Here is a 24,821-nt window from a genome sequence, read left to right on the forward strand (position 1 = left end):
ATATAATCGCTAAACTAGAAATCACTCACCTTAATATGAAATAATTTAGCTCCCTTTTTGCAATTTTCTATCCAATCTACGGGAGCATTATCATCTGCATTATCTGATATGAATTTAAAACATTTAAACTCTATACTCTCAAGTTTACACACTTTCGCTAAAGCATAAGCTTCCATATCAACAAGATCTACGTCCATCTCAATTTGTTTATTTACAAAACTATCTCCACTGCCACAAGAATATCCTTCATCAGAATTAATTATTTCATTAATATTATCAAATGGAGTTTCACCTAATTTAAGATCTAGCAAACCCCTGACATCCATGTCTCTTTGGTAAAATTTTGTGCATTCAATAATTCCAGATAATCCTTTTTTAACAGCCCCTGCTGTACCATAATTAATTATTTCTGATGGTTTGTGTTTATGAATTAATTTTGTTAAATTATAGGTAGCGTTAATTTTACCTACACCAATATGATAGAAATAATTAAGTCCTACAGTTTCTTCTTTCAAAGCTGCAACAAATAATTTATTCATAAAAAAATGGACTTAAAAAAATATATTAGATCAATACCAGATTATCCAAAAAAAGGAATTCTTTTTAGGGATATTACCACTCTAATTAAAGATGAAAATGCTTTTGCAGAAACTATTAATCAAATAGTTGAAAGATCAAAAAAATATAATTTTACAAAAATTGCAGCGATAGAGTCTCGTGGTTTTGTGTTCGCATCAGCAGTTTCCTATATCTTAAAAAAACCATTTATAATGCTTAGAAAAAAAAACAAATTACCTGCTGATGTTTATTCAATTGATTTTGAACTTGAATACGGAACAGCTACAATTGAGGTTCATAAAGACTCTTTAAATGAAAACGATAGTGTTTTAATTATTGATGACCTGATTGCAACTGGAGGTACAGCAGAAGCTGCTGCAAAACTTGTTGAAATGTCAAAAAGTAAAGTGTCAGCATTTGTATTCGTAATTAACTTATTCGACTTAGGCGGATCTGATAATTTGGTAAAAAAAAACTACCAAGTTGAAAATTTAATAGAATTTCCAGGACATTAATTGGTAGCGGGAAGTGGGATCGAACCACTGACCTCAGGCTTATGAGTCCTGCGCCATGACCCTTGGAGCCAACGCATCCAGCAAGAACATCTTCAAAACTCCTTTGTCTCTGCTCTTTTCTTTCTAGACTCAGATTTACATAAACTTAGACTCTAGTCAACTTCTATTGGAGCATTGGAGCATGAGTGGAGCAAAAAAAGTTAGTTCCAATCACTAACAGCTTTAACTTATCAAAATTATTAAAAGCTTTCAAATAAAACCCAAAATAAACATAATATGACTTTGATTACATTAAACATAAGTATATTTTTTAAAATTATGACTCAAACACTATTTGAAAAATATGGCGGAAAAAAAACAGTTGGTCAAATTGTTATTAATTTTTATCAAAAGCTTATGGCTGATGAAAATTTAAAAAAATTTTTTACAAATTCTGATATGAAAGTTTTGATTTCACACCAAACTAATTTCATTTCCCAAGCTTTAGGTGGGCCAAAAGAATATACTGGTCTTGATATGAAAACTGCTCATCAAGGAATGAAAATATCTCAAGAAGACTTTAATGGAGTTGCTGGACATCTTAAAAAAACCTTGGAAGAACTAAATGTTGAAAGCCAAGACGTTGACACAATTATTGGCGTTGTAGCTCCACTTTCAGAGCATATAGTATCAAAATAAAAGAATTCATAATCAATTAAATTGGCTAATATAAATTCTTAATGAAAATTAATAATTGGGAAGACTTAATAGCGTTAGCAAAAGAACAAGGGCTTACACCTAAGGAAGCATGGGAAAGAATTGAAAAAACAAATCTAAAATTTTTAAATAGAAAAAGTTCAGCAGAAAAAGAACTTAAAAAAGGAACAAGAGTACAAAGACTCATGTTTCCAAAGAATAATGAGGAAAATATTCTTTTAGCAAAAAATGTACCATCTTTAGATGTTTCTGGTGATTTTTATAATTTTAAAAATATAGGAGATAAAATCTATTTTACTCTTGGTGATGTTTCTGGCAAAGGAGTAGATGCAGGACTTATTATGGCAAGAGCTACCGCTTTGTTTGAAATCTTTGTTGAGGAAAAAAAGAGTCTCATTGAAATTGTGTCATTAATAAATGATAATTTATACAATTTACGTTCGGGAAAATTTATAACTGGAATATTTGCTGTATACGATAAAAAATCTAAAAATATTGAATTTATAAATGCTGGTCATTCAGAGTGTATAATTTCAGAAAATAAAGAAATTACTGAACATGTTTCTAATAAAATTCCACCGCTTGGAGTTCAGCCTATTAATTTTGACCTAAATAGTTTTTTAAATAAAATATCATTAAAGAAAAAAATTTTTTATATATACAGTGATGGCTTAAGCGAAAGTAAAGATTTTGAGGGAATTGAAATTGAAACTAAAGGTATAATAGACTTATTAAATAAAAACAAAAATCATAACATTCTAACCCAATTAGAAAATATTTTTATAGAAATTTCCGCATTTGGTGCATTGCAAAATATGTCAAATGAAGAGCAAAGTATAATTAAGGATGATCTTACTGTTTTAGTATTAAATGGTGAATAGTTGTAAATTACTAATTAACGCTAAACCTAAACACGCTTTTAATACATCGCTAACACAGTAGATGTTTTTTAAATGATGAAATTCATATTTTTAATGTTACCATTTAATTTACCTCATTGGACCATGAGTGGAGCAATTGATATTTGAAAATGTTCAACCTTAAATAAGGGTTGATTTATGGTAGCGGGAAGTGGGATCGAACCACTGACCTCAGGCTTATGAGTCCTGCGCTCTAACCAACTGAGCTACCCCGCCAAATAATTCAATATGGTTTATAATAGAATTCTTTTATGTTTCAATAAACAATTTTAAATTTGGTAATTAAAGAATTGAATTCCAGTTAAACTGAGGAAAAAATACCTGCAAAACCAACTACTAGAAATAACAAAAATAGATAGGTTATCTTTTTTTTAAACTCATTTTTTTTTGTGTGCCTAACTCTGTTTAGCAAAATATTTATGTCGGTAGTTTTAACTTTATCAGATCTAATACTTTTATGTTCAATCTTGGAGACATCCAATAAGTTGATTTGTCTACTAGTTTTTTTCATAACAAGAATAATTAACTACCTATAAAGCACAAAACCAAAATATCAATTAAATATCTTTAAAGCTTACCTGTTTTAAGGGTTTTAGAAGAATTTGAGCTTCATATTTTTTTTTTTCGATCTCAATATAAAGATCTCTATTAAGCAATTCTTCATTAGTAAGTTCTGAATTTATGTAACCAAACGATAAATTTTTATCATAGTTAAATGAATAGTTTCCCGATGTAGTTTTTCCAATAATTTCATTTTCTAAATATATTGGCTCCTCATGCAATAGAAGTGGTTGTCCTGGTGTGCTATCTTTTAAAATCAACATGACAAATCTTCTATTTAATTTTTGGTTTTTAAGTGCTAATAATTTTTCTTTTCCAATAAAATTGAATGGTTTCTTATAACTAATTGTAAAATTTAGTCCTGCTTCATATTGATTTTCTTCAGGAGAAATATCATGTCCCCAGTGTAAAAAACCACTTTCCATTCTCATTGTATCCATTGTGTGAGCACCACAATGAGTAAGACCAAAATTTTTTCCTGTTTCAACAATTAAATCATATATTTCTTTTCCATTATCTTTATTTATATAAAGTTCATAACCAAGCTCACCAACATAAGATAATCTTTGTGTCCAAACTTTCAAAGATCCAATATTTATATTTTTTGAAGTACCAAATTTAAACTTCTCATTTGATAAATTTTCATTAGTAATTTTTGATAATAACTCTCTACTTTTGGGTCCAAAAATTCCTAAACAAATTAAATCGTCTGTTACATCCTTAAACTCAACATCTTTAGATAAATGTTTTAATATATGAGCTTTATCATGAGTTCTAACAGCTGCTGAACTTATTATTCTAAAATGATTTTTGTTAATACATACAACGGTTAAGTCTGTTTCAATACCACCACCTTCATTAAGCATATGTGTATAGGTGCATTTTCCGATTTCATCTTTGATATTTGCAGTACACAGTCTTTGAAGCTCATCATAAGCACCCTCACCCTTAATTTCATATTTTGAAAAAGGAGAAAGCTCAAACAGACCAACATTTTCAATTGTATTTTTGCTTTCATGTTTAACTGATGGATACCAGTTTTGATAATTAAAGCTGTAATCGTATTCTGGCTTGATATCATCTAGCGCATACCACATGGGTCTTTCATATTCACCTGATTGACCAAAACATGCACCAGTTTTTTTTAAGTCTTCGTGATATGGAAGTAATTTTTGATCTCTTGATGTTTTATGTTGTTTATATGGCCAATGCATTCCATATAAATCTCCCAATGTTTCAGTTACTCTATTCATAATAAATTTCTTAGATGAATGAAACTTTTGAAATCTTTTAATATCTAATGAATATAAATCTTCATTCATATAACCATTGATCATCCACTCTGCTGTAACTCTGCCTGCACCTCCAGAGCTTGCAATACCGATGCTATTAAATCCGCAACAAGTATATAAATTACTAACTTCAGCAGTTTCTCCTAATAGATATTGAGTATCAGGTGTAAAAGACTCGGGTCCTGAAAAAAATTTTCTAATTCCAGCATTTTCTAATATTGGAAGTCTCTTAAATGATTTTTCTAAATAAGGTTCGAAATGATCAAAATCATCTGGGAATTCTCCAAAAGAAAAATCATTTGGAACTATCCCTTTTTCTTTAAATGCATTTTTTGCACCTGGCTCAAAGATACCAACTAACATTTTTCCAGCATCCTCTTTTAAATATAAACAATCATTATAATCTCTAAGAACAGGTAGATTTTTTGGAAGATCTTTCATCGGTTCAGTTATGATATAAAAATGTTCATTAGGGTATAATGGAACACTCACACCTATATCTTCCCCAATTTGTCTTGACCACATTCCAGTTGCTAGGACCACATATTCGCAATCAATTATACCTTCTGACGTCTCTACACCTGATACTTTGTTATTTTTTACTAATATTTTAGTAACAGGAGTTTTTTCAAATATTTGAGCTCCTTCCATTCTAGCTGCTTTTGCTAAAACATTTGTAACCCCTACTGGATCTGCCTGACCATCTTCAGGCATATAAACACCACCCAAAATATCTTGATCATTAATTACAGGATATAAATCTTTAACTTTTTGTTTATCTAAAACTTCAACATTTACACCAAAAAGCTGAGCAGAAGTTGCTTGTCTTAATAATTCTTGAAGTCTTTCTTTTGAACTGGCTACAGTAATAGCTCCATTTTGTTTTAGACCAGTTGAAAGCTCAGTTTTTTTTTCGAGTTCCTTGTATAAATTAAGTGAATACTTTCTAAGTTTTGTAATGGTAGCAGTTGCACCAAGCTGACCTACTAAACCTGCTGCATGCCATGTGGTTCCTGAAGTTAACTGATCTCTTTCAAGTAAAATAGTATCCTTCCATCCAAATTTTGCTAAATGGTAAGCTACAGAGCAACCCGCTACACCTCCACCAATTACAACAACTTTTGTGCTGCTTGGTAAAGCTTTTTCCATTTATTTAAATTTTGATTGCCTCTTCAGGTGCAACATAACTGTGCCCAAATACATCAGCAACTGCTTTGTAGGTAACATTGCCCTTATGAACATTTAGGCCTGCTAAAAAGTTTTTATCTTCACTTAGTGCTTTTTGATATCCTTTGTTAGCAAGTTTAACTAAAAAAGGTAAAGTTGCATTATTTAATGCAAGTGTTGAAGTTCTTGGAACTCCACCTGGCATATTTGCTACACAGTAATGAACCACATCATCAACTATATAAGTTGGATCACCATGTGTTGTTGGCTTACTTGTTTCAACACATCCACCCTGATCAATTGCAACATCAACAATAACTGATCCACGTTTCATTAATTTTATCATATCTTTGGTAACTAATTTTGGCGCTTCAGCACCAGGGATTAAAACACCACCCACTAAAAGATCTGCCTCTGAAACTAATTTATTTAAATCTATTTTATCACTTTGCTCAGGAATAATTTTATCTCCAAACATTTCAACAAGTTGCTTTAATCTTGCTTCAGATTTATCAACAATATGAACTTTAGCTTGCATACCTGTTGCAATTACTGCTGCATTTTCTCCGACAACTCCGCCACCTAAAATAACTACGGTACCTCCAGTTACTCCTGGTGCACCACCTAACAAAAGACCTCTTCCTTTTTGATTTTTTTCTAAACAATGAGCCCCTGCTTGAACAGACATTCTACCTGCAACCGCACTCATTGGTGCAAGTAATGGTAATCTACCATTGTCATCAGTTACAGTCTCATATGCAATATTAATACTTTTAGATTTTATTAACCCTTCAGTTAATTCTTTAGCCGCTGCTAAATGTAGATAAGTGTAGACGATTTGATTTTCTCTAATCATATCTACTTCTACTTTTTGAGGCTCTTTAACCTTAACTATAATTTCAGCATCATTAAAAATGTCAGCCGCAGTATTAGCAATTTTAGCACCTGCATTTGTGTATTGATCATTTTCAAAACCAGCTTCAAAACCACCATTGTTTTCAACAATAACTTCATGACCCTCTGATACCAAAGTTTTTACACTTTCAGGGGTAAGTCCTATTCTGTTTTCTTGTGGTTTGATTTCTTTAGGTACGCCTATCTTCATAACACTTTTCTTTTATTAATTATTTAAAAACTAATTAGTTTTTTTGGTTTTTTTGATAGTTAGTGATACCTGTTCTCAGTTTATCAATAATTTCATCAATATGTTTTTCTTCACAAACAAATTGTGGAGCAATAATTAAACAGTCACCTGTTGCTTTAAAGTTAACACCTGCTTCATAGCAAGATTTAAAACATTCAAAGCCAGCTTTACCTGGTTTAGTATTTAATTTCATATCAATACCACCCATCATTCCGTATCCTCTAATATTGTCTACTGACTCTAAATCTTGAAGAGAAAACAATCCTTTTTGGAAATAAGGTGCTAAATTTTTAGCCCTATTAAAAATATCATCTTTTTCAAAAATATCTTGAACCGCTAATGCAGCTGCTACTGCAACTGGAATTCCAGAATAAGTATATCCATGAAATAGTTCAACAGCACCTGTAGGTGAATCATCCATAACAGCATCATAAATATAATCATTACATGCAACAACACCCATAGGCACAACGCCATTGGTAGTTGCTTTTGCCATTGTCATAATATCTGGTGTTACACCAAACTCATCAGCACCAAACTTAGAACCCGTTCTTCCCCAACCAGTGATAACCTCATCAAAGATTAAAAGAATTCCATGTTTGTCACAAATTTCTCTAAGCTTTTGCAAATATCCTTTTGGTGGAACTAATGTTCCTGTTGATCCAGCAATAGGCTCAACAATGCAAGCAGCTATATTTTCGCCACCAAAGTTTTGACAAATAGTTTCTAAATCATTTGCCAAATAGTCACCTGTTTCTGGTTGACCACTTACAAATTTATGCTCTGGTAAATGAGTGTGTCTAATGTGTTGAACACCTGGCATTAGAATACTTGCAAATGTTTTTACATTATTAACCATTCCTCCTACTGAAACACAACCAATGTTCATTCCATGGTAACCACGCTCTCGTCCAACAAATCTAAATCTTTGTGCGTTTCCTTTTGCTCTATGATATGCAACAGCAATTTTAATTGCAGTTTCAACTGCAGTAGATCCACAAATTGTAAAAAACATTTTGTTTAAATCTCCTGGAGTATGTTTTGAAATTCTTGACGCTAATTCAAATGATCCACCAAATCCTTGTTGAAAAGGTTGAGCATAATCTAAAGTTTCTAACTGTTTAGTAACAGCTTCTGTAATTTCTTTTCTTCCATGACCTAATGGATTACAAAATAATCCTGAACTTGCATCAATTTGAGTTTTGCCGTGATGTGTCTTTAAATAAACTCCTTTAGCTTCAGTAATTAATCTTGGGTTTGCTTTAAAATCTTTATTAGATGTAAAAGGCATCCAATGTTCATTTAATGAATTTGGAACTGAAGTTCTGTTTTCTGAGCTCATAAAAGTTTCTCTCTTTATATTATTAATTTACTAATTTCTAATCTACGGCCTCTTTAGACTAAAATAAATACTTTAAAAGAATAATATTGACACAACCATAGATTGTAACTTAAGTATCTTTTTTTGTTTTACATCGCTCTAAATTTGAATTTTAATAAGACTAATTTAATTAAATTAACAAGAGGATAAAAATGAAAAAAATATTAAGTTTTATTCTTGGGTCTATCGTTGCTCTTAACCTTTCAATTTCAGTTGCAAATTCAGCTGCAAAAGAAGTAAGAGTTGCATTCTTTCTAGAATGGCCAACGCCAAACCAAGAAGACAAAGTAAAAGGTATTTACGAAAAAGCTCTAGGTGTTCCAGTTAAATGGACTAACTTTTCAAATGGTGGTGCAATGACTGACGCTATGTTAGCAGGAGATATTGATATTTCTTACTCACAAGGTTTAGTGCCTTTCATTAACGCTGTTAAATCAAAAGCTCCTTTAAAACTTGTAGACATTGCTATGGAATACGGAATGGGTGGAACAACTTGTGTTACATCTAATGCTTCTGGAATTACAAAAGCAAATGGTTCTGAGTTAGAAGGTAAAAAAGTTGCTGTTCCACTAGGAACAATGGCTGAATACGTTTTTGACGAAAGTATGAAAGTTGTTGGAGCTGACAGATCTAAAATGGATGTTATTCAAATGGACCCAGAAGAAGGTGCTGCTGCTTTAGTAAGTGGTGACGTTGTTATGGCTTGTCTATTTGGTGGTAACTCTATCAAAGCTGCAACTGCAGTTGGATCAAGACTTTTAACTGTTCAAGAAGCTAGAGATGCTGGTATCTTAGGTATTGATATTACATCTGTAACTGACAAGTTCATGAAAGAAAATCCAGGAATGTTAAGAACTTTCATCGAAGTAACTCATGAAGCTAACGCAAGATACGCGTCTGGTAAATCAGACATGAACGTGATTGCAAAAGATGCTGAAATGAAAGTTGCTGATATGAAAGAAACAATTGGTGGATTTAAATTTCTTTCACCTGCAGAAACTGAAAAATCTATGACTTCTGGAAACCTTGCTGGTTTCTTGAAAGGAATGGATACTCCTAACGGAGCAGTTGATACAAGCTTTTTACCTCTATAATTTTAGAGCGTAAAATAAATTTTAATAGGCGCCAATTAGAAATAGTTGGTGCCTATTTTTTTAAAACATTCTAATATAAAGTATTCTTATGAGTGATTTGATTTCACAAAATCTAAATATGATTTTTAAAACACCTAAAGGGGAGACGGTTCACGCATTAAAAGATGTAAATTTTACTTTAAAAAAAGGAGAACTTTTAACAGTTCTTGGTCCTTCTGGATGTGGGAAAACTACTTTACTTAATATTACAGCAGGGTTTCTTAGACCAACTTCTGGTCAAATAATTTTAGGTGGTAATGAAATTAATGGACCAGGTGTTGAAAGAGGAATGGTATTTCAGCAAGGAGCATTATTTGAATGGCTAACTGTTGCTGAAAATGTGAATTTTGGATTGAGAATGAAAAAAGAAGATCCAATTAAAACTGCAAAAAAAGTTGAAGAATGGTTAGGGATTGTTGGTCTTCAAGGATTTGGAAACACTCCCACTTATCAATTATCAGGTGGTATGCAGCAAAGAGTTGCTCTTGCAAGATGTTTGATCAATGATCCAGATTTAATTTTAATGGATGAGCCATTAGGAGCTCTGGATGCACTTACTAGAGAAAAAATGCAGTCTTTAGTTTTAAAAATTTGGAAAGAGACTGGAAAAACAATTATTTTAATTACTCACTCAGTAGAAGAAGCGTTATTACTTGGAGAAAGACTTTATGTAATGGCACCAAGACCTGGAAGAATTCACAAAGAATATAATCTTCCTTTTGCTTCTATGGGATTAAAAGAAGATTTAAGAGATATCAAAAATTTAAAAGATTTTACCAGTAAAAGAGAAGAGATTTTAACCATGATTTGGAACATGGAAGAAGAAATAATGGGTAAGGATATATAAAATGTTTACTCAATTTATTACCTTTGCAATTATTGTAGCCATTATTAGCTGCATTATGTATGGCCGAAAGCTTATTAGAACTGAAAAAGTTGATGCAGTTTTTGGAAACCCTGAAAGAGCCAAGGGAGGCACACACTGGATTATAGTTGGTAGTAGTGTCATATTATTAACCTGGCTTTATTATTCATGGGATATAGCTAAATCATTTTATCCTCAATCGGCTAATGAATTATGCCAAGTTGGTAAAGTAAATGACTCATTATTATCATTAAAATATCTATTCCCAATTGAAGAAAGGGAATTCAAAAGTACATCAATTATTAAGTCTGAAAATAAAAATATAGCTAAACTCAAAAATGAAATAATAAATTCAAAAGAAATTAGTGAACAACATAGATCTTTTTTAATTGGTTTAATCGATAAAACTAAATCAACTATTCCATTATTAACAAATGAGAATTTACTTGAAAATCAAACAAAGATTAAAATTTCAGAACTTGCTGGTAAAATTGAACTATTATCTAATGAATTTAAAAAGGAAGGTTATCCTTATGAAACTTCAGAACAACGAAATAAAAGATTAATCGATGCTAAAGCTGAAGGTGGCTGGGGTGCATCTGGAACTGCTGTAGAAAATACAGTTGAAGTTCCAACAATCCCTAAAACTAATAAAGGTTTAAAATTTGATGCTGCTGCTCAAGAATTAAAAGTAATTAGTGATGAGTTCTTCAAGTTAAGAAATCATAACTTTCAGTACAAATCAGTAATGAAAGAAATCAAAGATGATGTTAAGACATTTAGAAAAGCAGCAAGTGATAGTGAAGAAGTAGCTTCAACATTAGCTAAAGATGTCCTTAAAATTGCAAGACGAATTGAATATGCAAGTATTTTTCCTCCAGAGACATTGGATGTTATGCAAAATTCTATACTTACATTTGATGAGGTGCAAAAAAAAGAGCAAGGATCTTTAAGATTAGTTGATATACTTTTATTTCCAGCAGGAACTATTGTATCAAGTGGTCCAAATTGTTCTGAACAAGGTTCTGGTAGATGGTTACCTAAACCATCAGATACATTAAATAAATTTATTCTTCTATCAAAACCAAGTGTAGGATTTAAAAATATTCCATTGCTGTGGTTTGAAATGATGGATGTAAGTAAAATTGTTGGCTTTGTTTTACCTGATTGGATTGCAGATATAATGCCAGGCAAATACCCTGTTCATAACGAATTTGGTGTTGTTGAACCTAACTTTAAAAGTAAAGTTTTAAGTGTAGTATCTGGTGAGTTCAGTTTATTTAAAATTCCAATTCCAATGGGTCACATATGGGACTCTTTTTTAAGAGTATTATTGGGTTTGGTAATTGGAATTATCTTGGGAGTTCCTCTTGGATTGTTTATGGGCTTAAATAGATTTGCTAAAGGCTTTTTTGATCCATTAATTGAATTATATAGACCTGTGCCACCACTTGCTTGGGCTCCACTTATTATATCAGTACTTGGAATTGATAACGTTGGAAAAGTATTTTTACTATTTATGGTATCATTCTCTATCATGATTATTTCAGCTAGAGCTGGTGCATCAGGAACTCAATTATCAAAAATTCACGCATCACACTCTTTAGGTGCTTCTAGATGGCAAATTTTAAGATATGTGATATTTCCAAATTCATTACCTGAAATTTTAACTGGTGTTAGGGTTGCAATTGGTATGTGTTGGGGAACTCTTGTTGCAGCTGAGTTTTTAGCAGGAACTACAGGTATCGGTTTTGTTGAAAATGTTGCTAAAAAATACTTCCAATATGAAGTTATCTGGATCACTATTTTTGTTATGGGGATGCTTGGTTTACTATTCGATGTAACTTTAAGAAAACTTATAGACAAATATATTCCATGGCGTGGTAAAGGCTAATAGTGAAAACGCCAATTCTTAAAAAAGAAATCATCAAGATTTTTCAAAAATTTGGTCTAAGTAAAGATCATGCCTCAATCTCAGCTAATGCTTTAATAAATGCAGAATTAGTTGGTGCATATGGTCATGGTTTATCAAGGCTTAAAATGTACTGTGATCGTATTTCAAAAAAAGTAATTAATCCAAAACCTAAAATCAAAATTAAAAAAATTTCACAATCTATTTCTCATATAGATGCAAATAACAGTATTGGTTTTGTTGCAGCAGATATTGGAATTAAAACTGCAATCAAACATGCTCAAAAAACTGGAATTGGAATGGTTGCTGTTAAGAATAGTGGTCACTATGGATTGTCAGGTTATTATGCTGAACAAGCTGTTAAGAAAAATTTAATAGCAATGATTTATACCAATGCACCACCTGCTGTTGCTCCACATGGTGCTTTAAAAACTTTATTTGGAACAAATCCTGTTTGCTTTGGAACTCCTACAGGGTCTAAAATTCCATTTATTTTAGATACTTCAATCTCAATGATAAATAGAGGAAAAATTAGAGTTGCTGCAAGAAATAATCAAAAGATACCTGAGGGTGTTGCATTGGATAAATTTGGAAAACCAACAACAGATGCTAAAAAAGCTTTAGAGGGTGTTCAACTTCCGATTGCAGGATTTAGAGGCTCGGGTCTTGCTTGGATGGTGGATATTTTAAGTGGAGTGTTAACGGGTGGTAATCATGCAGGAAGAGTTAAAGATCCATTTGATGACTTTTCTGGCCCCCAAAACATTGGACACTTATTTATAACATTTAAAGTAAATTTATTTCAAAGAAATTATAATCAAAGAATTAAAGACAATATTAAAATAATTAAAAAACTTCCTAAAATTAAAGGAGTTAAAGAAATAATGTATCCTGGGCAAAATAAATTTAATAGATATAAACAAAATATTAAAAAAGAAATTTCAATTTCTAATGTTATTAAAAAAGATTTAGAAATATTAAATTCTTAACCTGCGATAAAACCAATAATTCCAACCGAGAAGAAAATAGTAAAAATTATAGCTCTATTTTTAAATTTATCTTTTTTTTGTGAATTATAAAGTCTTTGGTTAAGGGCATTAACACATGTTCTTTTAGTTTTATTAACTAAGTTAGTTCTTTTAATAAAATTAGTTTCATTTACTAAGTTAGTTCTATTAACTAAATTAGTTTCATTTACTAAATTAATTCTATTAACTAAATTTGGTTCATGACTTAGAGCACCTTCATTAATTATTGGGGTCTTGTATTCGTTCGTTTCGGGTAATTTAATTAAATTTTCAGTGCTCATATTTAACAATAAACCACATAAAATCTAACCTTGAACTAGAACAAATGCTCAAAATGGGTTGACATTAATATTTTAATGGTCAAATTGGGTTTTTTAATAATTATGAATGCTCTACCAAGTATATCCGCACAAATTGATGAAAAAAATATCTTAAAAGTAATAAGAAATAACTACTCTTCTCTAGGTCCTTTTTTTATATCGATGACAAGTAATTGGTTTGTTGGAGCTTACAAGAATTACAATGATATCGATAAATATGTCATAATTATTTATCTAATTAATAAAGACCTTTTATTTTATAGAAGAAATGGAATTAATATTGATTACGACACCTTCTATAAAGATAGAGTTTTAGAAATAGAAAAGATTAATATTTCAGACATCTCTAAAGACCTTGAGATACCTAAAGAAAGTGTAAGACGTAAAGTTGCAGAATTAGAAAAAATGGGAGAGATTAAAAAAATTGGAAAAAAAATATTTTTGAATAGAACTGCAATCCATACTGCCCAAGCTAAAAATACTCTTTCAGAACTTTGTATTCTGTTACATGAGTTTAATAAGTTATTAAAAAAAGACAAACTATCAAATAATATTTTTGACTTAAATGAAATCAATAAATCCATCAAAAATAATTTTACTTTTTGTTGGTATCAGTTTTACAAATTCATGTTTATTTATCTAAATAGATGGAAAAAAGAAGTAAATGATCTTGAAACTTTTTGTATTGGTCAGGTTGTGGTGGTGAATGCTGCTCAAAATAAAGAATTCAAACCTTCTAAATCAACTATGAAATCATGGAGAGAAGAGATTATGGGATCTGACCCTAGGGGTGTTAATGCAATGTCAATCTCAGAAATCACAGGAATCCCAAGACCAACAGTTGTAAGAAAACTAAAATGGTTAATAGAAAATAAATTTTTATATATAAATGAAAAAAAATTAATTTCTTTAGATATGAAAGATAGCACATTTAAAAGAACAGCTAAGTTACAAGAAATGAATATGTTAAGTTTAAGTCATTTGGTTTATAGATTGTTTAATCAAATTAAAGTAATTAATTCTCAATAATCTTTCAAAAACATTTAACGAAACTATTAGAGCTAATCTTAGTATAATTAACTATTAACAAATAGGTGTTATCTTAGATAAAAATTCTATTAATTATTATTTTTAATTTATTACCGAAGCTTTGCAAAAAACTTTCTAATATCATCGATTAGCAGTCTAGGTTTTTCTAATGCTGCAAAATGACCACCCTCAATTATATTACTCATTTGTTTAATATTAAAAATTCTTTCAATATAAGATTTTGGCGGCCATTCAGACATTTCTTTTGGAAAAATTGCAATTCCAGTTGGGATAGCGATTTGCTTAAAATCTTTTGGAAAATAACGTCCACCTTCTTCACGTCTTCCGAAGTATATCCAAGATGCAGTATTGAAAGTATTTGTTAAAACATAAGTCATAATATTTGCTAACAACACATCTTTAGAGAAAGTACTTTCAATTTTATTGTCTTTTAGATCAGACCATCCATGCATCTTTTCAATAATCCAAGCAGCTATTCCAACTGGACTATCAATCATAGCATAACTTAGTGTTTGAGGTTTTGTTGCTTGCTGAGTTCTATACCCATCTTGAATAATTTGATCTTTATCAAATTTTTTTTGCCATTTTTTCTCTTCATCTGTTTGAGGACCATCAGGATGTCTCATGGTTAAACAATTAATATGAATAGCTTTACAGTTATTAGAGTGATCATATCCTAACCAGTTAGCAATAGTTGCGCCCCAATCACCTCCCTGAGCTACATACTGTTTGTAATTTAAATTTTCAGTCATTAATTTATTCAAAAATTCTGCTATTTTTCTTGGACCAATAGGTTTTTTTGATGCTCCTGAAAAACCAAAGCCAGGTAAAGATGGAGCTATAACGGTAAATGCATCATCAATATTACCTCCAAAATCTTCTGGATGTGCCAAGGGTTTTATAACATCTAAAAATTCAACAATTGATCCTGGCCATCCGTGCATTAATAGTAAAGGTCTTGGGTTCTTTCCACTTCCCTTTTCTTCTATAAAATGAATATCAATATCATCAATAATAGTTTTAAAATTTGAAAAACTATTTATTAATTTTTCATGTTTTTTCCATTTAAAATCTGTAACCCAATACTCACATAGTTCTTTTAGATATTGTTTGTTAGTCCCATGAGTCCATTCATCCATGTCTTCAATTGAAGACCATGGGTAACTCTTTATTTTTGAATTAATATTAAAAATCTGCTCATCAGATACATTAATTTTAAAATCTTTAATCATTTTGTCTTAATTTGTTATCAATAACTATAAAAACAACTATATACATTTTAAAAATTATTTATAATCATTATTCATGCTTTCAAATAAAGAAATAGTCTGCCCAAATAACCTTTTAGATGAGGCTCATAAAAAAAAAGGTGTGAAAGTTGCTGTTGTAAATGCTGGAAAACCTTTACCTATGCTTTCTGTTCAAGATGCGGTCAATGAAAATTTAATCGAGCCTATTTTTATTGGTGATAAAAAAGAAATTCTAAAATGTGCTGAAGATTTAAAATGGGATATTTCAGATTACGAAATAATTGATGAGCCTGTTGAAAATAATACTGCAAAAATAGCTGCTAAGCTTGCAAGTGCAGATAAGGTTAAGATCATAGTCAAAGGTCATATACATACCGATATACTAATGAAAGAAATTCTTAAAAGAGAATATAATTTACTGGGTAAAACTAGATTAAGTCATATCTGGCATATGACTGTAAAAAAAGATGATAAACCTCTAATCATAACAGATGGTGCTTTAAATGTGTTACCGAATGTAAAAACTAAGATGCATATACTTAAAAATGTAATAAATTTTTCAAATAGAATAGGAATATCAAGACCAAAAGTTGCAGTTTTATCTGCTACAGAGGAAGTTCTTGATAGTGTGCCGAGTTCTTTGGATGCAGCTGAATTAACTAAATTAGCTAAAGAAGAAAATTTAGAAGCAGATGTTTTTGGGCCGCTTGCATTTGACAACTGTGTTTCAAAAAAATCAGCTGTAATAAAAGGAATTAAAAATTCTGTTGCAGGTGTAGCTGACGTTTTGTTGGTTCCAAGTGTTGAAACTGGAAATAGTTTAGTTAAATTGATGATATATTTTATGGGAGCTTGTGCCGCAGGAGTTGTTGTAGGTGGAAAAGTTCCAGTTGTAATTACTAGTAGATCAGATGAGGCTCAAGCAAGATTAGCATCTATTGCTGCAGCTGTGGTTGCCCTAGATTAATACATGGTATTAAAATGAGACCAATTGATTATATAAGTCTTTATTTGTTGGTCATAATCTTATGTGTTGTGAGTGTAAATATTGGTTATAGATTATATTTTTAAAATATTGAATTGAAGCACTTTATACTTTATTAAGATCCTTTCAAAACAAAGGAAACATTCAATGGCAATACAATACTTAAAAAAATCACCCAAAACATCCTCTACTGACGACACAAAAACAACTGGAATAGTTCAAGATCTTTTAAAAGATATTGAAAACACAAAAGAACAAGGTTGTATCGATTTAACAAAAAAATTTGATAAGTACGACGGTGACATTATTGTTTCTAAAGAAAGAATTGAAGAGATTAAAAAAACACTTGATCAAAAAACTAAAGATGATGTTCAGTTTTCATATGACAGAGTTAGAAAATTTGCAGAAGCACAATTAAAAAATTATGGTCAAGATTTTGAAGTAGAATTATCAGATGGTTTATTTGCAGGTCAAAAACTTATTCCTGTAAACACTGCTGGTTGTTATGTGCCTGGTGGAAGGTATGCTCATATAGCTTCGGCTGTAATGAGTGTAACAACTGCAAAAGTTGCTGGTGTTAAAAATGTAATAGCTTGTAGCCCTCCAAAAGAAGGTGTGGGTGCTCATCCTACAATTATATATACGGCTGATTTATGTGGAGCCGATGTAATTTTAAACTTAGGTGGTGTTCCTGCTATTGCTGCTATGACAAATGGTTTATTTAATAACCCTCCAGCTGACATTATAGTTGGTCCTGGTAATCAATTTGTTGCTGAAGCGAAAAGAATTTTATTTGGTAAAGTTGGAATTGACTTGTTTGCAGGTCCTACTGAAATTGGAATTATTGCTGATGCTAAAGCAGATCCAGAAATTGTAGCTGTTGATTTAGTTGGTCAAGCTGAACATGGTTATAATTCACCTTGCTGGTTATACACAACAAGCAAAGATCTCGCTGAAAAAGTAATGAAAAGAGTTCCTGAATTAATTGCTGAACTGCCAGAAGTTCCAAGAACGAATGCTGATGCTGCTTGGAGAGATTATGGTGAAGTTGTTCTTTGTGATACAGATGAAGAAATGGTTAAAATTAGTGATGAATACGCACCTGAACATTTAGAGGTACAAACAGAAAATCTACAATGGTTTCATGACAGATTAACAAACTATGGTTCATTATTTATTGGTGAAGAAACTACAGTGGCTTATGGTGACAAATGTTCTGGAACAAACCATATTTTACCCACTAAAGGTGCCGGAAGATATACTGGTGGTTTATTTGTTGGAAAATTTGTTAAAACATTAAGTTTCCAAAGAATGACTAAAGAGTCTACTGAATTAGTTGGAGCTGCAGCTGCTAGAATTTCTAGATACGAAGGAATGGAAGCTCACGCTAGAACGGGTGATGTCAGGTTAAAAAAATATGGTTATTCAAACTAATAACTAGTTTTTTGATTAACAAAACTCTTAATTAAATCATTAAATTTATCTGGTACTTCAAGATGAACATTGTGACTACAATCTTTAAAGATTTCTAATCTACTATTAGTAATATTTTTATTAAGTGTATCAACTTGATCAAAATTATAAGCCGTATCTTTATCACCCCAAATAATTAATGTTTCATTTTTAATATTTTTTAAATTTTCAATACCTGACCAATTTTTCATCGCTTTAAGCGCGTTTTCAGCAGTCTCTAGAGAAACATTTTGAACAGCATTCTCACATAAATAATAATTTCTATCTTGATCTCCTTTTACAAACCATTTCTTTGGAACTCTTGAGAATGATATGGTTGTACCTTCTTCTTTTAATCTTTTTCTCGTTTCATCAATTGTTTCAAATCTTCCGGGTATTTCGCCAATAGATCCTGTTGCAAAACAAATTAATTTATTAACTCTGTTACCTCTTATTTTAATTATCTCTTGAACTATCATTCCACCCATTGAGTGACCAAGTAAATTAAATTTATCTATTTTTTTTTCATCAATTATATCAATTACAAATTTAGCCATTTTGCTAATTGAGTCTAATGATTGAACACCACTACTCTCACCAAATCCTGGTAAAGCTGGTGATATAACTCTACAAAATTTTGAAAAAAAATTTCTTTGATTACACCACATTTCAGATGAGCCTAAATAACCATGAACTAATACTAAGGGATATCCCTCACCTACATCATCTATATAAATTTTACTCATGATATTTAATTAATCATTTTTGTTATAATAAACAATGTTAAAAAACTCATAAAAATAATTATTGAGATATTAATTGTATTCCAAATTTTTTTACTTTTTGCATATTTAGACAGATATTTTGAAAGATATCCAATTAAGAAAAAAAATAAAAAAGATGCAATTGAAGCACCTACTCCAAAAAATATTTTTTGACTAATTATGAAATTTTTTGAAAAATTTCCTAAAAAGAATACTGTATCAGAATAAACATGTGGATTTAAATATGTAAATCCTAGAGTTTTTAAAAAAATATTAATTACTGTAATACTGGTTAAATCTGTATCAAAATTAACTGCTGTATTATAATTCTTTATTTTTGCATAAATAAAATGTATTAGAAAAATGACTAAAGCTATATTGAATATTAATTCAACAATTGAATTAAAATGCTGATTAAAAAATTGAAAAATAAATATCCCAAGAAAAATTAAAATTAAGTCTGAAACAGAGCAAACTATACAAACAAGAAATACATGTTGTTTTTTTAACCCTTGTTCAATTACAAAAATATTTTGAGCACCTATTGCTAAAATAAGACTTAGGCCAGTAAAGAAACCTAATAATAAAAATTCCATTAGGGTTTATTAAACTCTTTTCTTACCTTGAACAACCCTATCTAAAATTAATGCCACGAATAATATTGCAACACCTGCAAGAATACCTTGACCAACATTAGCGTATTGTAAAGCTTCTAATACATCTTGTCCTAAACCTTTTGCTCCAATTAGTGATGCAACTACAACCATTGCTAAACTTAACATTACAGTTTGGTTTACACCTGCTAAAATTGATGGAGTAGCTAAAGGTAAATCCACCTTTCTAAGTAAATACCATTTACTTGCACCGTAAGCTATTGCAGCTTCCCTGATTGTCTCAGGAACTCCTCTTAATCCAAGCACTGTTAATCTAACAACAGGAGTTCCACCAAATATCATCGTAATAATTACCGCTGCAACTTTTCCAGTTCCAAAGAATGCGATAACTGGAATCATAAATACAAACGCTGGCATTGTTTGCATAAAATCCATTATTGGTCTTATCATTGAATAAAATCTTTGTCGTCTTGCACAAAAAATCCCAAGCGGTATTCCAATTGCGATACTTAAAATTGCTGCAGTTCCAAGTAAAGCTAGTGTTGTCATTGCTTTAACCCAAAAACCTAAAAAACCCATGTAACATAAAAAACCAGCTGAATAGATTGCGGCTCTAGGGCCAGCAGATAACCCCGTTAATGTAACTATTGCTGTAATAATTACTATCCAAGGTGTTTTAACAAACAATAATTCTAAAAAATCTAAAACAGATCTAATACCAATTGTAATTGCAGTAAATAACGCATCTCCTTTTAATACAGCATAATTAAAAATTTTTTCTACCCAGGCAATTGAGATTAATCTGATATCTGGGTGGGTTGGAAATTCATTCATAATTACAATTAAACCTGGAAAACTGTAGTGCACTACTGAAAAAAACATAATTACAGAAGCAAAAACTGTACTTAAAATATAGTTTTTAGTTTGCATACCAGGGCTTATTGATTTGTCAGATAACCATTCAGAATATCTTTTTTCTAATTGAGAGTTTGCAAGAACACCTTGGACAATCTTAATTGAAATCAAAAGTACTATTCCAAAAATTGTTATCCAAATGGCTGATGCTTCAATTCTACTAACTTCATCAATATAGCCTTGCATGGCGTCTTCTAATGATTTGATATTTCTTTTATAGACATCAACTTTATCAGGATTATTGGTAATAGCTGCTTCTAATTGCTTATTTCTAAACGCAATTGTTGATTGGACCTGTTCTATTTTTTGAATAGCATCTTTTGTGATATTCCCAAATAAACCTCTTATTATTTGAACAACAGAAAAAGTTTCAATAATTAGAAAAGTTAAAGCCCAATTCCAAATGTTTCTCATTCCAAACCAAATTGGTCCAAGAATTGCTGCATATAGATTAAATGAAAAAGAAAAAGTAGGTTTACTACCTATTTGTTGAAATTTCTCAATATAATATTCTGGATTTGTTTTGACAAAATCAGTTATTAACTGAGACCTTGAAGGGTTGTTTAGTTCTTTACTCACTATCTTCTCCTTCAATAACTGCTTTTAAAAGATCTGACTGCGATATAACACCAACAATTTTATTTTGATTATTATTTACAATTATTGGCTTATCTTTAGATGCCGAGGTTTCAATAAGTTTACTTAGCAAATCACTCTCGTTAACAATTTCTAAATCATTTGTAATTTTTCCATTTTTATTTTCAAAATTTTCAACCGTTTGCATTATTGATTTTGCCTGAACAACTTTTAGTCTAGAAATACCTTTAACAAAATCAGCAACGTAGTCATCTGCTGGGCTTACTACGATTTCTTCTGGAGTTCCAATTTGAATTACCTTCCCATCTCTCATAATTGCAATACGATGACCTACTCTTACAGCTTCATCTAAATCATGAGTAATAAAAACAGTTGTTTTTTTCATTTGTTTTGAAAGTTTAATAAACTCAGATTGAAGTTGTCTTCTTATTAAAGGATCTAATGCACTAAAAGGTTCATCCATTAATAAAAAATCTGGATCAGCAGCTAATGCTCTTGCAAGCCCTACTCTTTGTTGCATACCACCTGATAATTCATGTGCAAATTTATTTCCCCAACCTTGCAATTCTACGATATCTAAAATTTTATTAGCTGCATCCAATCTATCATTTTTACTTACCCCTCTTATTTCAAGAGGCATCGCTATATTATCTACAACAGATCTATGAGGCATTAGTGCAAAGTTTTGAAATACCATGCCAATTTTTTTATTTCTTAATTCTTGTAAATTATCTCTATCAAGCGTCATTACATCCTGACCGTTGATTAAAATCTTGCCAGATGTTGGTTCTAAAAGTCTATTAATATGCCTAACTAATGTTGATTTTCCACTACCTGAAAGGCCCATTACACAAAATATTTCACCTTGCTTAACATCAAAAGAAACATCAGATACACCTATAACTGAGTTATATTTCTCCAAGGCTTCATTCTTAGAAATTTTTTTATTTTGGATAGCATCTAATGCTTCGCTCGAAGTGTTGCCAAACACTTTCCAAACATTTTCAATTTTAATTGCTGATCCAGAAGAATCCATTTAACTCTCTTTTATTTAGGAAAATATACCCAGCAATATAAAATTGCCGGGTATAAATAATTTATTTTATTTAGATTAAAGACCTAACCAACCATCAACTGTTGATTTGTTAGCTTTCATCCAAGCTCTTGCTACATCAGCTGGTTGTTTTTTCTCAACTGAAATTGCATAAGCCATAGCCGATACATCGTCTGCAGTTAATTGAAAGTTCTTAAAAAACTCAACAATAGCTGGAGATTTACCTTCTAAAGAAGTACCCCAACCTATTTGAATTTGTTTAAGCGCATCTTTCGAAGCAACATAAGATTTTTTGTACCAGTCAGCATCCTCTTTAGGTTGTACCATTTTGTATTTAGCTGGATCAAATTTTGGCTCTTCCAACATAACTACATCAGCCATTCCCCAAATTGCATGTGGCTTGTAACAATAAAATGCATAACCTTCGTCTTTTTTAATAGAGTCAAGCACTCTTGCATTTTTAACAGCTTCTGCTGCTCTGATTGGCTCAATTCCTGCATCATATAAACCATAATCTCTTAGTTTAACTTGATTAACATTAGCTGACGCCCAACCATCTGCACCAATCCAAAATTCACCTTTACCATTGCCATCACTATCCATAGCTTTAACAACTTCAGGTCTTCCTAAATCTTCAATTGCAGTGATGTTAAATTTTTTCGCAAATTTTTGAGAAACACAATAACCTTGGTTTCCTTCATATGGTTTGCTACTTAATTTTAAAGTTCCTTTTGGAACTAAATCATTTGTATAAGCTTGTTGGTTTGGTAGCCAGATATCAGGGTGAACTTCGATTTCACCTTTACTTCTGTCGATTGCACCGTAGATTGCAGTATTGTTACCAGGAACAAGTTCTGCTTCTCCACCCATTTTATCATTAACAACTGCAGCTAATAAGTTTGCAATAGCTGTTGCGCCTGTCCAACCTGGATCTCCGATTTTAACTTTTTCAGCAAATGTTGAAAAAGTTGCAAATATAGAAATAAGTCCAGCTACAAGTGTAGTTTTAATTATTCTCATTATCTCTCTCCTATTAATTTAAAAAATAAGTTTAACGCGAATGAATAAAGCGAGTCAAAGGAAATAAAGTTATAAAAGATATATATCTATACTTTTTAACTCAATGGTTGCAGCAATTATTGATGACTAATCCAGATAGTTTTTGTTTGAAGAAACGAATTAAGAGCTTCGGTACCTTGATCTCTACTTAATGAACCTGATTGTTTATACCCTCCAAATGGAGTTTTGATATCACCTTCAGAAAAAGTATTAACTGATACTGTTCCACATGGTAAGCTTTTAGCTAGATGGAATGCTCTATTAATATCTTGAGTAAATACACTTGCATGTAATCCATATTTTGAATTACTTGCAACTTTTAAAGCTTCTTCATCACTTTTAACTGTTAAAACACCAAGAACAGGTCCAAAAATTTCTTCTTGGGCTATTGTCATGTTTTCTTTTAATCCATCAAATAAAGTTGGTTTTGCATAAAAGCCTTTTTGTTTATTGTTCGATACTCCACCAGATAAAAGTTTTGCTCCTTCATCTATTCCTTTTTGAATATACCCATCAACTGTTTGTAAATGATTTTTTGATATCATTGATCCCATATTTGATTTTAAATCTAATGGATCGCCTACTTTTAATTTTTTTACTCTCTTAATAACTTTATCTAAAAACTCATCTTTAACTTTTTTATGAACTATCTGTCTCATATTTGCAGAACAGTTTTGCCCACCATTCCAAAAAGCAGAATTTATTGCATTATCAATTAGATCATCATTAATTTTAGCATCTTCTAAAACTATAAATGGACTTTTACCACCCATTTCAAGTGCTACAGGTTTTAAATTACTTTCACTCGAATACTTTAAAAAATATCCACCTACTTCAGTTGAACCTGTAAATGAAACTGCATCAACATCTTTATGTCGACCAAGTGCTTCTCCAACATCTCCATATCCTGGAAGAACATTTAATACACCATCTGGAATTCCAGCCTCTTTACCAATTTGAGCAACTCTAATTGCGGTAAGAGGGGTATCTTCTGCTGGCTTAATTATTACTGAGCAACCTGCAGCTAATGCTGGTGCCATTTTCCAAACAGCCATCATTAAAGGAAAGTTCCAAGGAACAATTCCTGCAACAACACCTATTGGTTCTTTAACTATTAAACTTGTAATTGATGGTTCAGTTGGACCAACTTTTCCAAACACTTTATCAATAAGTTCTCCATACCACTGAAAGTGCATTGGAGCATCATTAGCAACTTCATTAATACAATCTGTAACTAGTTTTCCAGTATCAACACATTCTAAAACTGAATTTTCATCTCCATGTTTTCGAAGTAATTCTGCAAATTTTAATAAAACTTCTTTTCTATGCTCTGGTGAACTTCTCGACCAAACACCGCTATTAAAAGCTTTTCTTGAAACTTTAACTGCTAGATCAACATCTTTGTGATTGCATTTTGCAACAGTACAAAGTTTTTCACCAGTTGCAGGATTTATTGTCTCAAATTTTTTACCATCAATAGCGTTAACATATTTGCCATTGATAAAAGCTCTTCCTTCAAACTTTAATTTTTTAGCGATTGCTTTGTAGTTAACAGCCATAATATTTATAGGCTATTACTTAAAAGATTA

23 protein-coding genes and 1 tRNA gene are annotated in these 24,821 nt (G+C 31.1%); 10 read left to right on the forward strand and 14 right to left on the reverse strand.

What is annotated here, in order from left to right; genetic code table 11:
* Nucleotides 1-14: 14 nt before the first annotated feature.
* The gene (locus AC5SLZ_RS03930; RefSeq protein ID WP_028036826.1) at nt 15-539 is read right to left on the reverse strand and encodes a 5'-methylthioadenosine nucleosidase; all 525 of its coding nucleotides are present in this window, start codon (nt 537-539) and stop codon (nt 15-17) included.
* Nucleotides 540-545: 6 nt separating this feature from the next.
* Here AC5SLZ_RS03930 and AC5SLZ_RS03935 point away from each other — a divergent pair, with 6 nt between their 5' ends.
* From AC5SLZ_RS03935 to AC5SLZ_RS03945, 3 genes are all read left to right on the forward strand, one after another.
* Complete coding sequence (locus AC5SLZ_RS03935) at nt 546-1,073, forward strand: adenine phosphoribosyltransferase (RefSeq protein WP_494615029.1); 528 nt, start codon at nt 546-548, stop codon at nt 1,071-1,073.
* Nucleotides 1,074-1,391: 318 nt separating this feature from the next.
* Nucleotides 1,392-1,751, forward strand: coding sequence for a group I truncated hemoglobin (locus AC5SLZ_RS03940; RefSeq protein WP_028036824.1), 360 nt, complete (start codon nt 1,392-1,394; stop codon nt 1,749-1,751).
* 41 nt (nt 1,752-1,792) lie between these two features.
* Nucleotides 1,793-2,650, forward strand: coding sequence for a PP2C family protein-serine/threonine phosphatase (locus AC5SLZ_RS03945; protein ID WP_494615030.1), 858 nt, complete (start codon nt 1,793-1,795; stop codon nt 2,648-2,650).
* Between the two features lie 178 nt (nt 2,651-2,828).
* Here AC5SLZ_RS03945 and AC5SLZ_RS03950 read toward each other — a convergent pair.
* The 5 genes from AC5SLZ_RS03950 to aptA form a co-directional block, all read right to left on the reverse strand.
* Nucleotides 2,829-2,905 (reverse strand) — tRNA-Met (locus AC5SLZ_RS03950).
* A gap of 85 nt (nt 2,906-2,990) precedes the next feature.
* Entirely contained in the window at nt 2,991-3,200 is a 210-nt protein-coding gene (locus tag AC5SLZ_RS03955; protein WP_297682039.1) for a hypothetical protein, read from the reverse strand.
* A 46-nt stretch (nt 3,201-3,246) separates the two neighbouring features.
* Nucleotides 3,247-5,691: a GcvT family protein gene (locus tag AC5SLZ_RS03960; RefSeq protein ID WP_494615031.1), complete on the reverse strand. Its 2,445-nt coding sequence runs from the start codon at nt 5,689-5,691 to the stop codon at nt 3,247-3,249.
* Nucleotides 5,692-5,695: 4 nt separating this feature from the next.
* Nucleotides 5,696-6,814, reverse strand: a complete 1,119-nt coding sequence (gene ald / locus AC5SLZ_RS03965; RefSeq protein ID WP_028036820.1) for an alanine dehydrogenase — start codon at nt 6,812-6,814, stop codon at nt 5,696-5,698.
* A 34-nt stretch (nt 6,815-6,848) separates the two neighbouring features.
* Nucleotides 6,849-8,195: an omega-aminotransferase AptA gene (aptA, locus tag AC5SLZ_RS03970; protein ID WP_028036819.1), complete on the reverse strand. Its 1,347-nt coding sequence runs from the start codon at nt 8,193-8,195 to the stop codon at nt 6,849-6,851.
* A gap of 191 nt (nt 8,196-8,386) precedes the next feature.
* On the opposite strand from aptA, the gene AC5SLZ_RS03975 reads away from it, so the two are divergent.
* The 4 genes from AC5SLZ_RS03975 to AC5SLZ_RS03990 all read left to right on the forward strand — a co-directional run bounded on the left by AC5SLZ_RS03975 (nt 8,387) and on the right by AC5SLZ_RS03990 (nt 13,133).
* Nucleotides 8,387-9,328: an ABC transporter substrate-binding protein gene (locus tag AC5SLZ_RS03975; RefSeq protein ID WP_028036818.1), complete on the forward strand. Its 942-nt coding sequence runs from the start codon at nt 8,387-8,389 to the stop codon at nt 9,326-9,328.
* A gap of 88 nt (nt 9,329-9,416) precedes the next feature.
* Nucleotides 9,417-10,214 (forward strand): ATP-binding cassette domain-containing protein, encoded by a 798-nt coding sequence (locus AC5SLZ_RS03980; protein ID WP_494615033.1) that lies wholly within the window; start codon nt 9,417-9,419, stop codon nt 10,212-10,214.
* A gap of 1 nt (nt 10,215) precedes the next feature.
* Nucleotides 10,216-12,126: an ABC transporter permease gene (locus AC5SLZ_RS03985; RefSeq protein ID WP_494615034.1), complete on the forward strand. Its 1,911-nt coding sequence runs from the start codon at nt 10,216-10,218 to the stop codon at nt 12,124-12,126.
* A 2-nt stretch (nt 12,127-12,128) separates the two neighbouring features.
* Nucleotides 12,129-13,133: an Ldh family oxidoreductase gene (locus AC5SLZ_RS03990; protein ID WP_494615035.1), complete on the forward strand. Its 1,005-nt coding sequence runs from the start codon at nt 12,129-12,131 to the stop codon at nt 13,131-13,133.
* Here AC5SLZ_RS03990 and AC5SLZ_RS03995 read toward each other — a convergent pair.
* Nucleotides 13,130-13,453, reverse strand: coding sequence for a hypothetical protein (locus AC5SLZ_RS03995; RefSeq protein WP_494615037.1), 324 nt, complete (start codon nt 13,451-13,453; stop codon nt 13,130-13,132). The two genes, AC5SLZ_RS03990 and AC5SLZ_RS03995, sit on opposite strands and share 4 nt — an antisense overlap.
* A 102-nt stretch (nt 13,454-13,555) precedes the next feature.
* Between AC5SLZ_RS03995 and AC5SLZ_RS04000 the strand changes: the two genes are divergently transcribed.
* A complete protein-coding gene (locus tag AC5SLZ_RS04000; protein WP_494615038.1) occupies nt 13,556-14,521 on the forward strand; it encodes a MarR family transcriptional regulator in 966 nt (321 codons plus the stop codon).
* Nucleotides 14,522-14,631: 110 nt separating this feature from the next.
* Here AC5SLZ_RS04000 and AC5SLZ_RS04005 read toward each other — a convergent pair whose 3' ends face one another.
* Nucleotides 14,632-15,774, reverse strand: coding sequence for an epoxide hydrolase family protein (locus AC5SLZ_RS04005; protein ID WP_494615039.1), 1,143 nt, complete (start codon nt 15,772-15,774; stop codon nt 14,632-14,634).
* Between the two features lie 73 nt (nt 15,775-15,847).
* On the opposite strand from AC5SLZ_RS04005, the gene AC5SLZ_RS04010 reads away from it, so the two are divergent.
* Both AC5SLZ_RS04010 and hisD read left to right on the forward strand, forming a co-directional pair.
* Nucleotides 15,848-16,759, forward strand: a complete 912-nt coding sequence (locus tag AC5SLZ_RS04010) for a bifunctional enoyl-CoA hydratase/phosphate acetyltransferase (protein ID WP_494615041.1) — start codon at nt 15,848-15,850, stop codon at nt 16,757-16,759.
* Between the two features lie 165 nt (nt 16,760-16,924).
* On the forward strand, nt 16,925-18,211 hold the full coding sequence (gene hisD, locus AC5SLZ_RS04015) for a histidinol dehydrogenase (protein ID WP_028036810.1): 1,287 nt from the start codon (nt 16,925-16,927) through the stop codon (nt 18,209-18,211).
* Here the strand turns inward: hisD and AC5SLZ_RS04020 are convergent.
* From AC5SLZ_RS04020 to AC5SLZ_RS04045, 6 genes are all read right to left on the reverse strand, one after another.
* Nucleotides 18,208-18,975: an alpha/beta fold hydrolase gene (locus AC5SLZ_RS04020; RefSeq protein ID WP_494615042.1), complete on the reverse strand. Its 768-nt coding sequence runs from the start codon at nt 18,973-18,975 to the stop codon at nt 18,208-18,210. The genes hisD and AC5SLZ_RS04020 overlap by 4 nt on opposite strands.
* A 5-nt stretch (nt 18,976-18,980) precedes the next feature.
* On the reverse strand, nt 18,981-19,589 hold the full coding sequence (locus AC5SLZ_RS04025; RefSeq protein ID WP_494615043.1) for a LysE/ArgO family amino acid transporter: 609 nt from the start codon (nt 19,587-19,589) through the stop codon (nt 18,981-18,983).
* 9 nt (nt 19,590-19,598) lie between these two features.
* Nucleotides 19,599-21,101, reverse strand: a complete 1,503-nt coding sequence (locus AC5SLZ_RS04030) for an ABC transporter permease (RefSeq protein ID WP_494615044.1) — start codon at nt 21,099-21,101, stop codon at nt 19,599-19,601.
* Complete coding sequence (locus AC5SLZ_RS04035; RefSeq protein ID WP_494615045.1) at nt 21,094-22,155, reverse strand: quaternary amine ABC transporter ATP-binding protein; 1,062 nt, start codon at nt 22,153-22,155, stop codon at nt 21,094-21,096. The genes AC5SLZ_RS04030 and AC5SLZ_RS04035 overlap by 8 nt, the downstream gene beginning before the upstream one ends.
* A gap of 75 nt (nt 22,156-22,230) precedes the next feature.
* Entirely contained in the window at nt 22,231-23,193 is a 963-nt protein-coding gene (locus AC5SLZ_RS04040; RefSeq protein WP_494615047.1) for an ABC transporter substrate-binding protein, read from the reverse strand.
* Between the two features lie 116 nt (nt 23,194-23,309).
* Nucleotides 23,310-24,791, reverse strand: coding sequence for an aldehyde dehydrogenase (locus AC5SLZ_RS04045; protein WP_494615048.1), 1,482 nt, complete (start codon nt 24,789-24,791; stop codon nt 23,310-23,312).
* Between the last annotated feature and the right edge of the window lie 30 nt (nt 24,792-24,821).

This window comes from Candidatus Pelagibacter sp. PS_06, assembly GCF_059418045.1.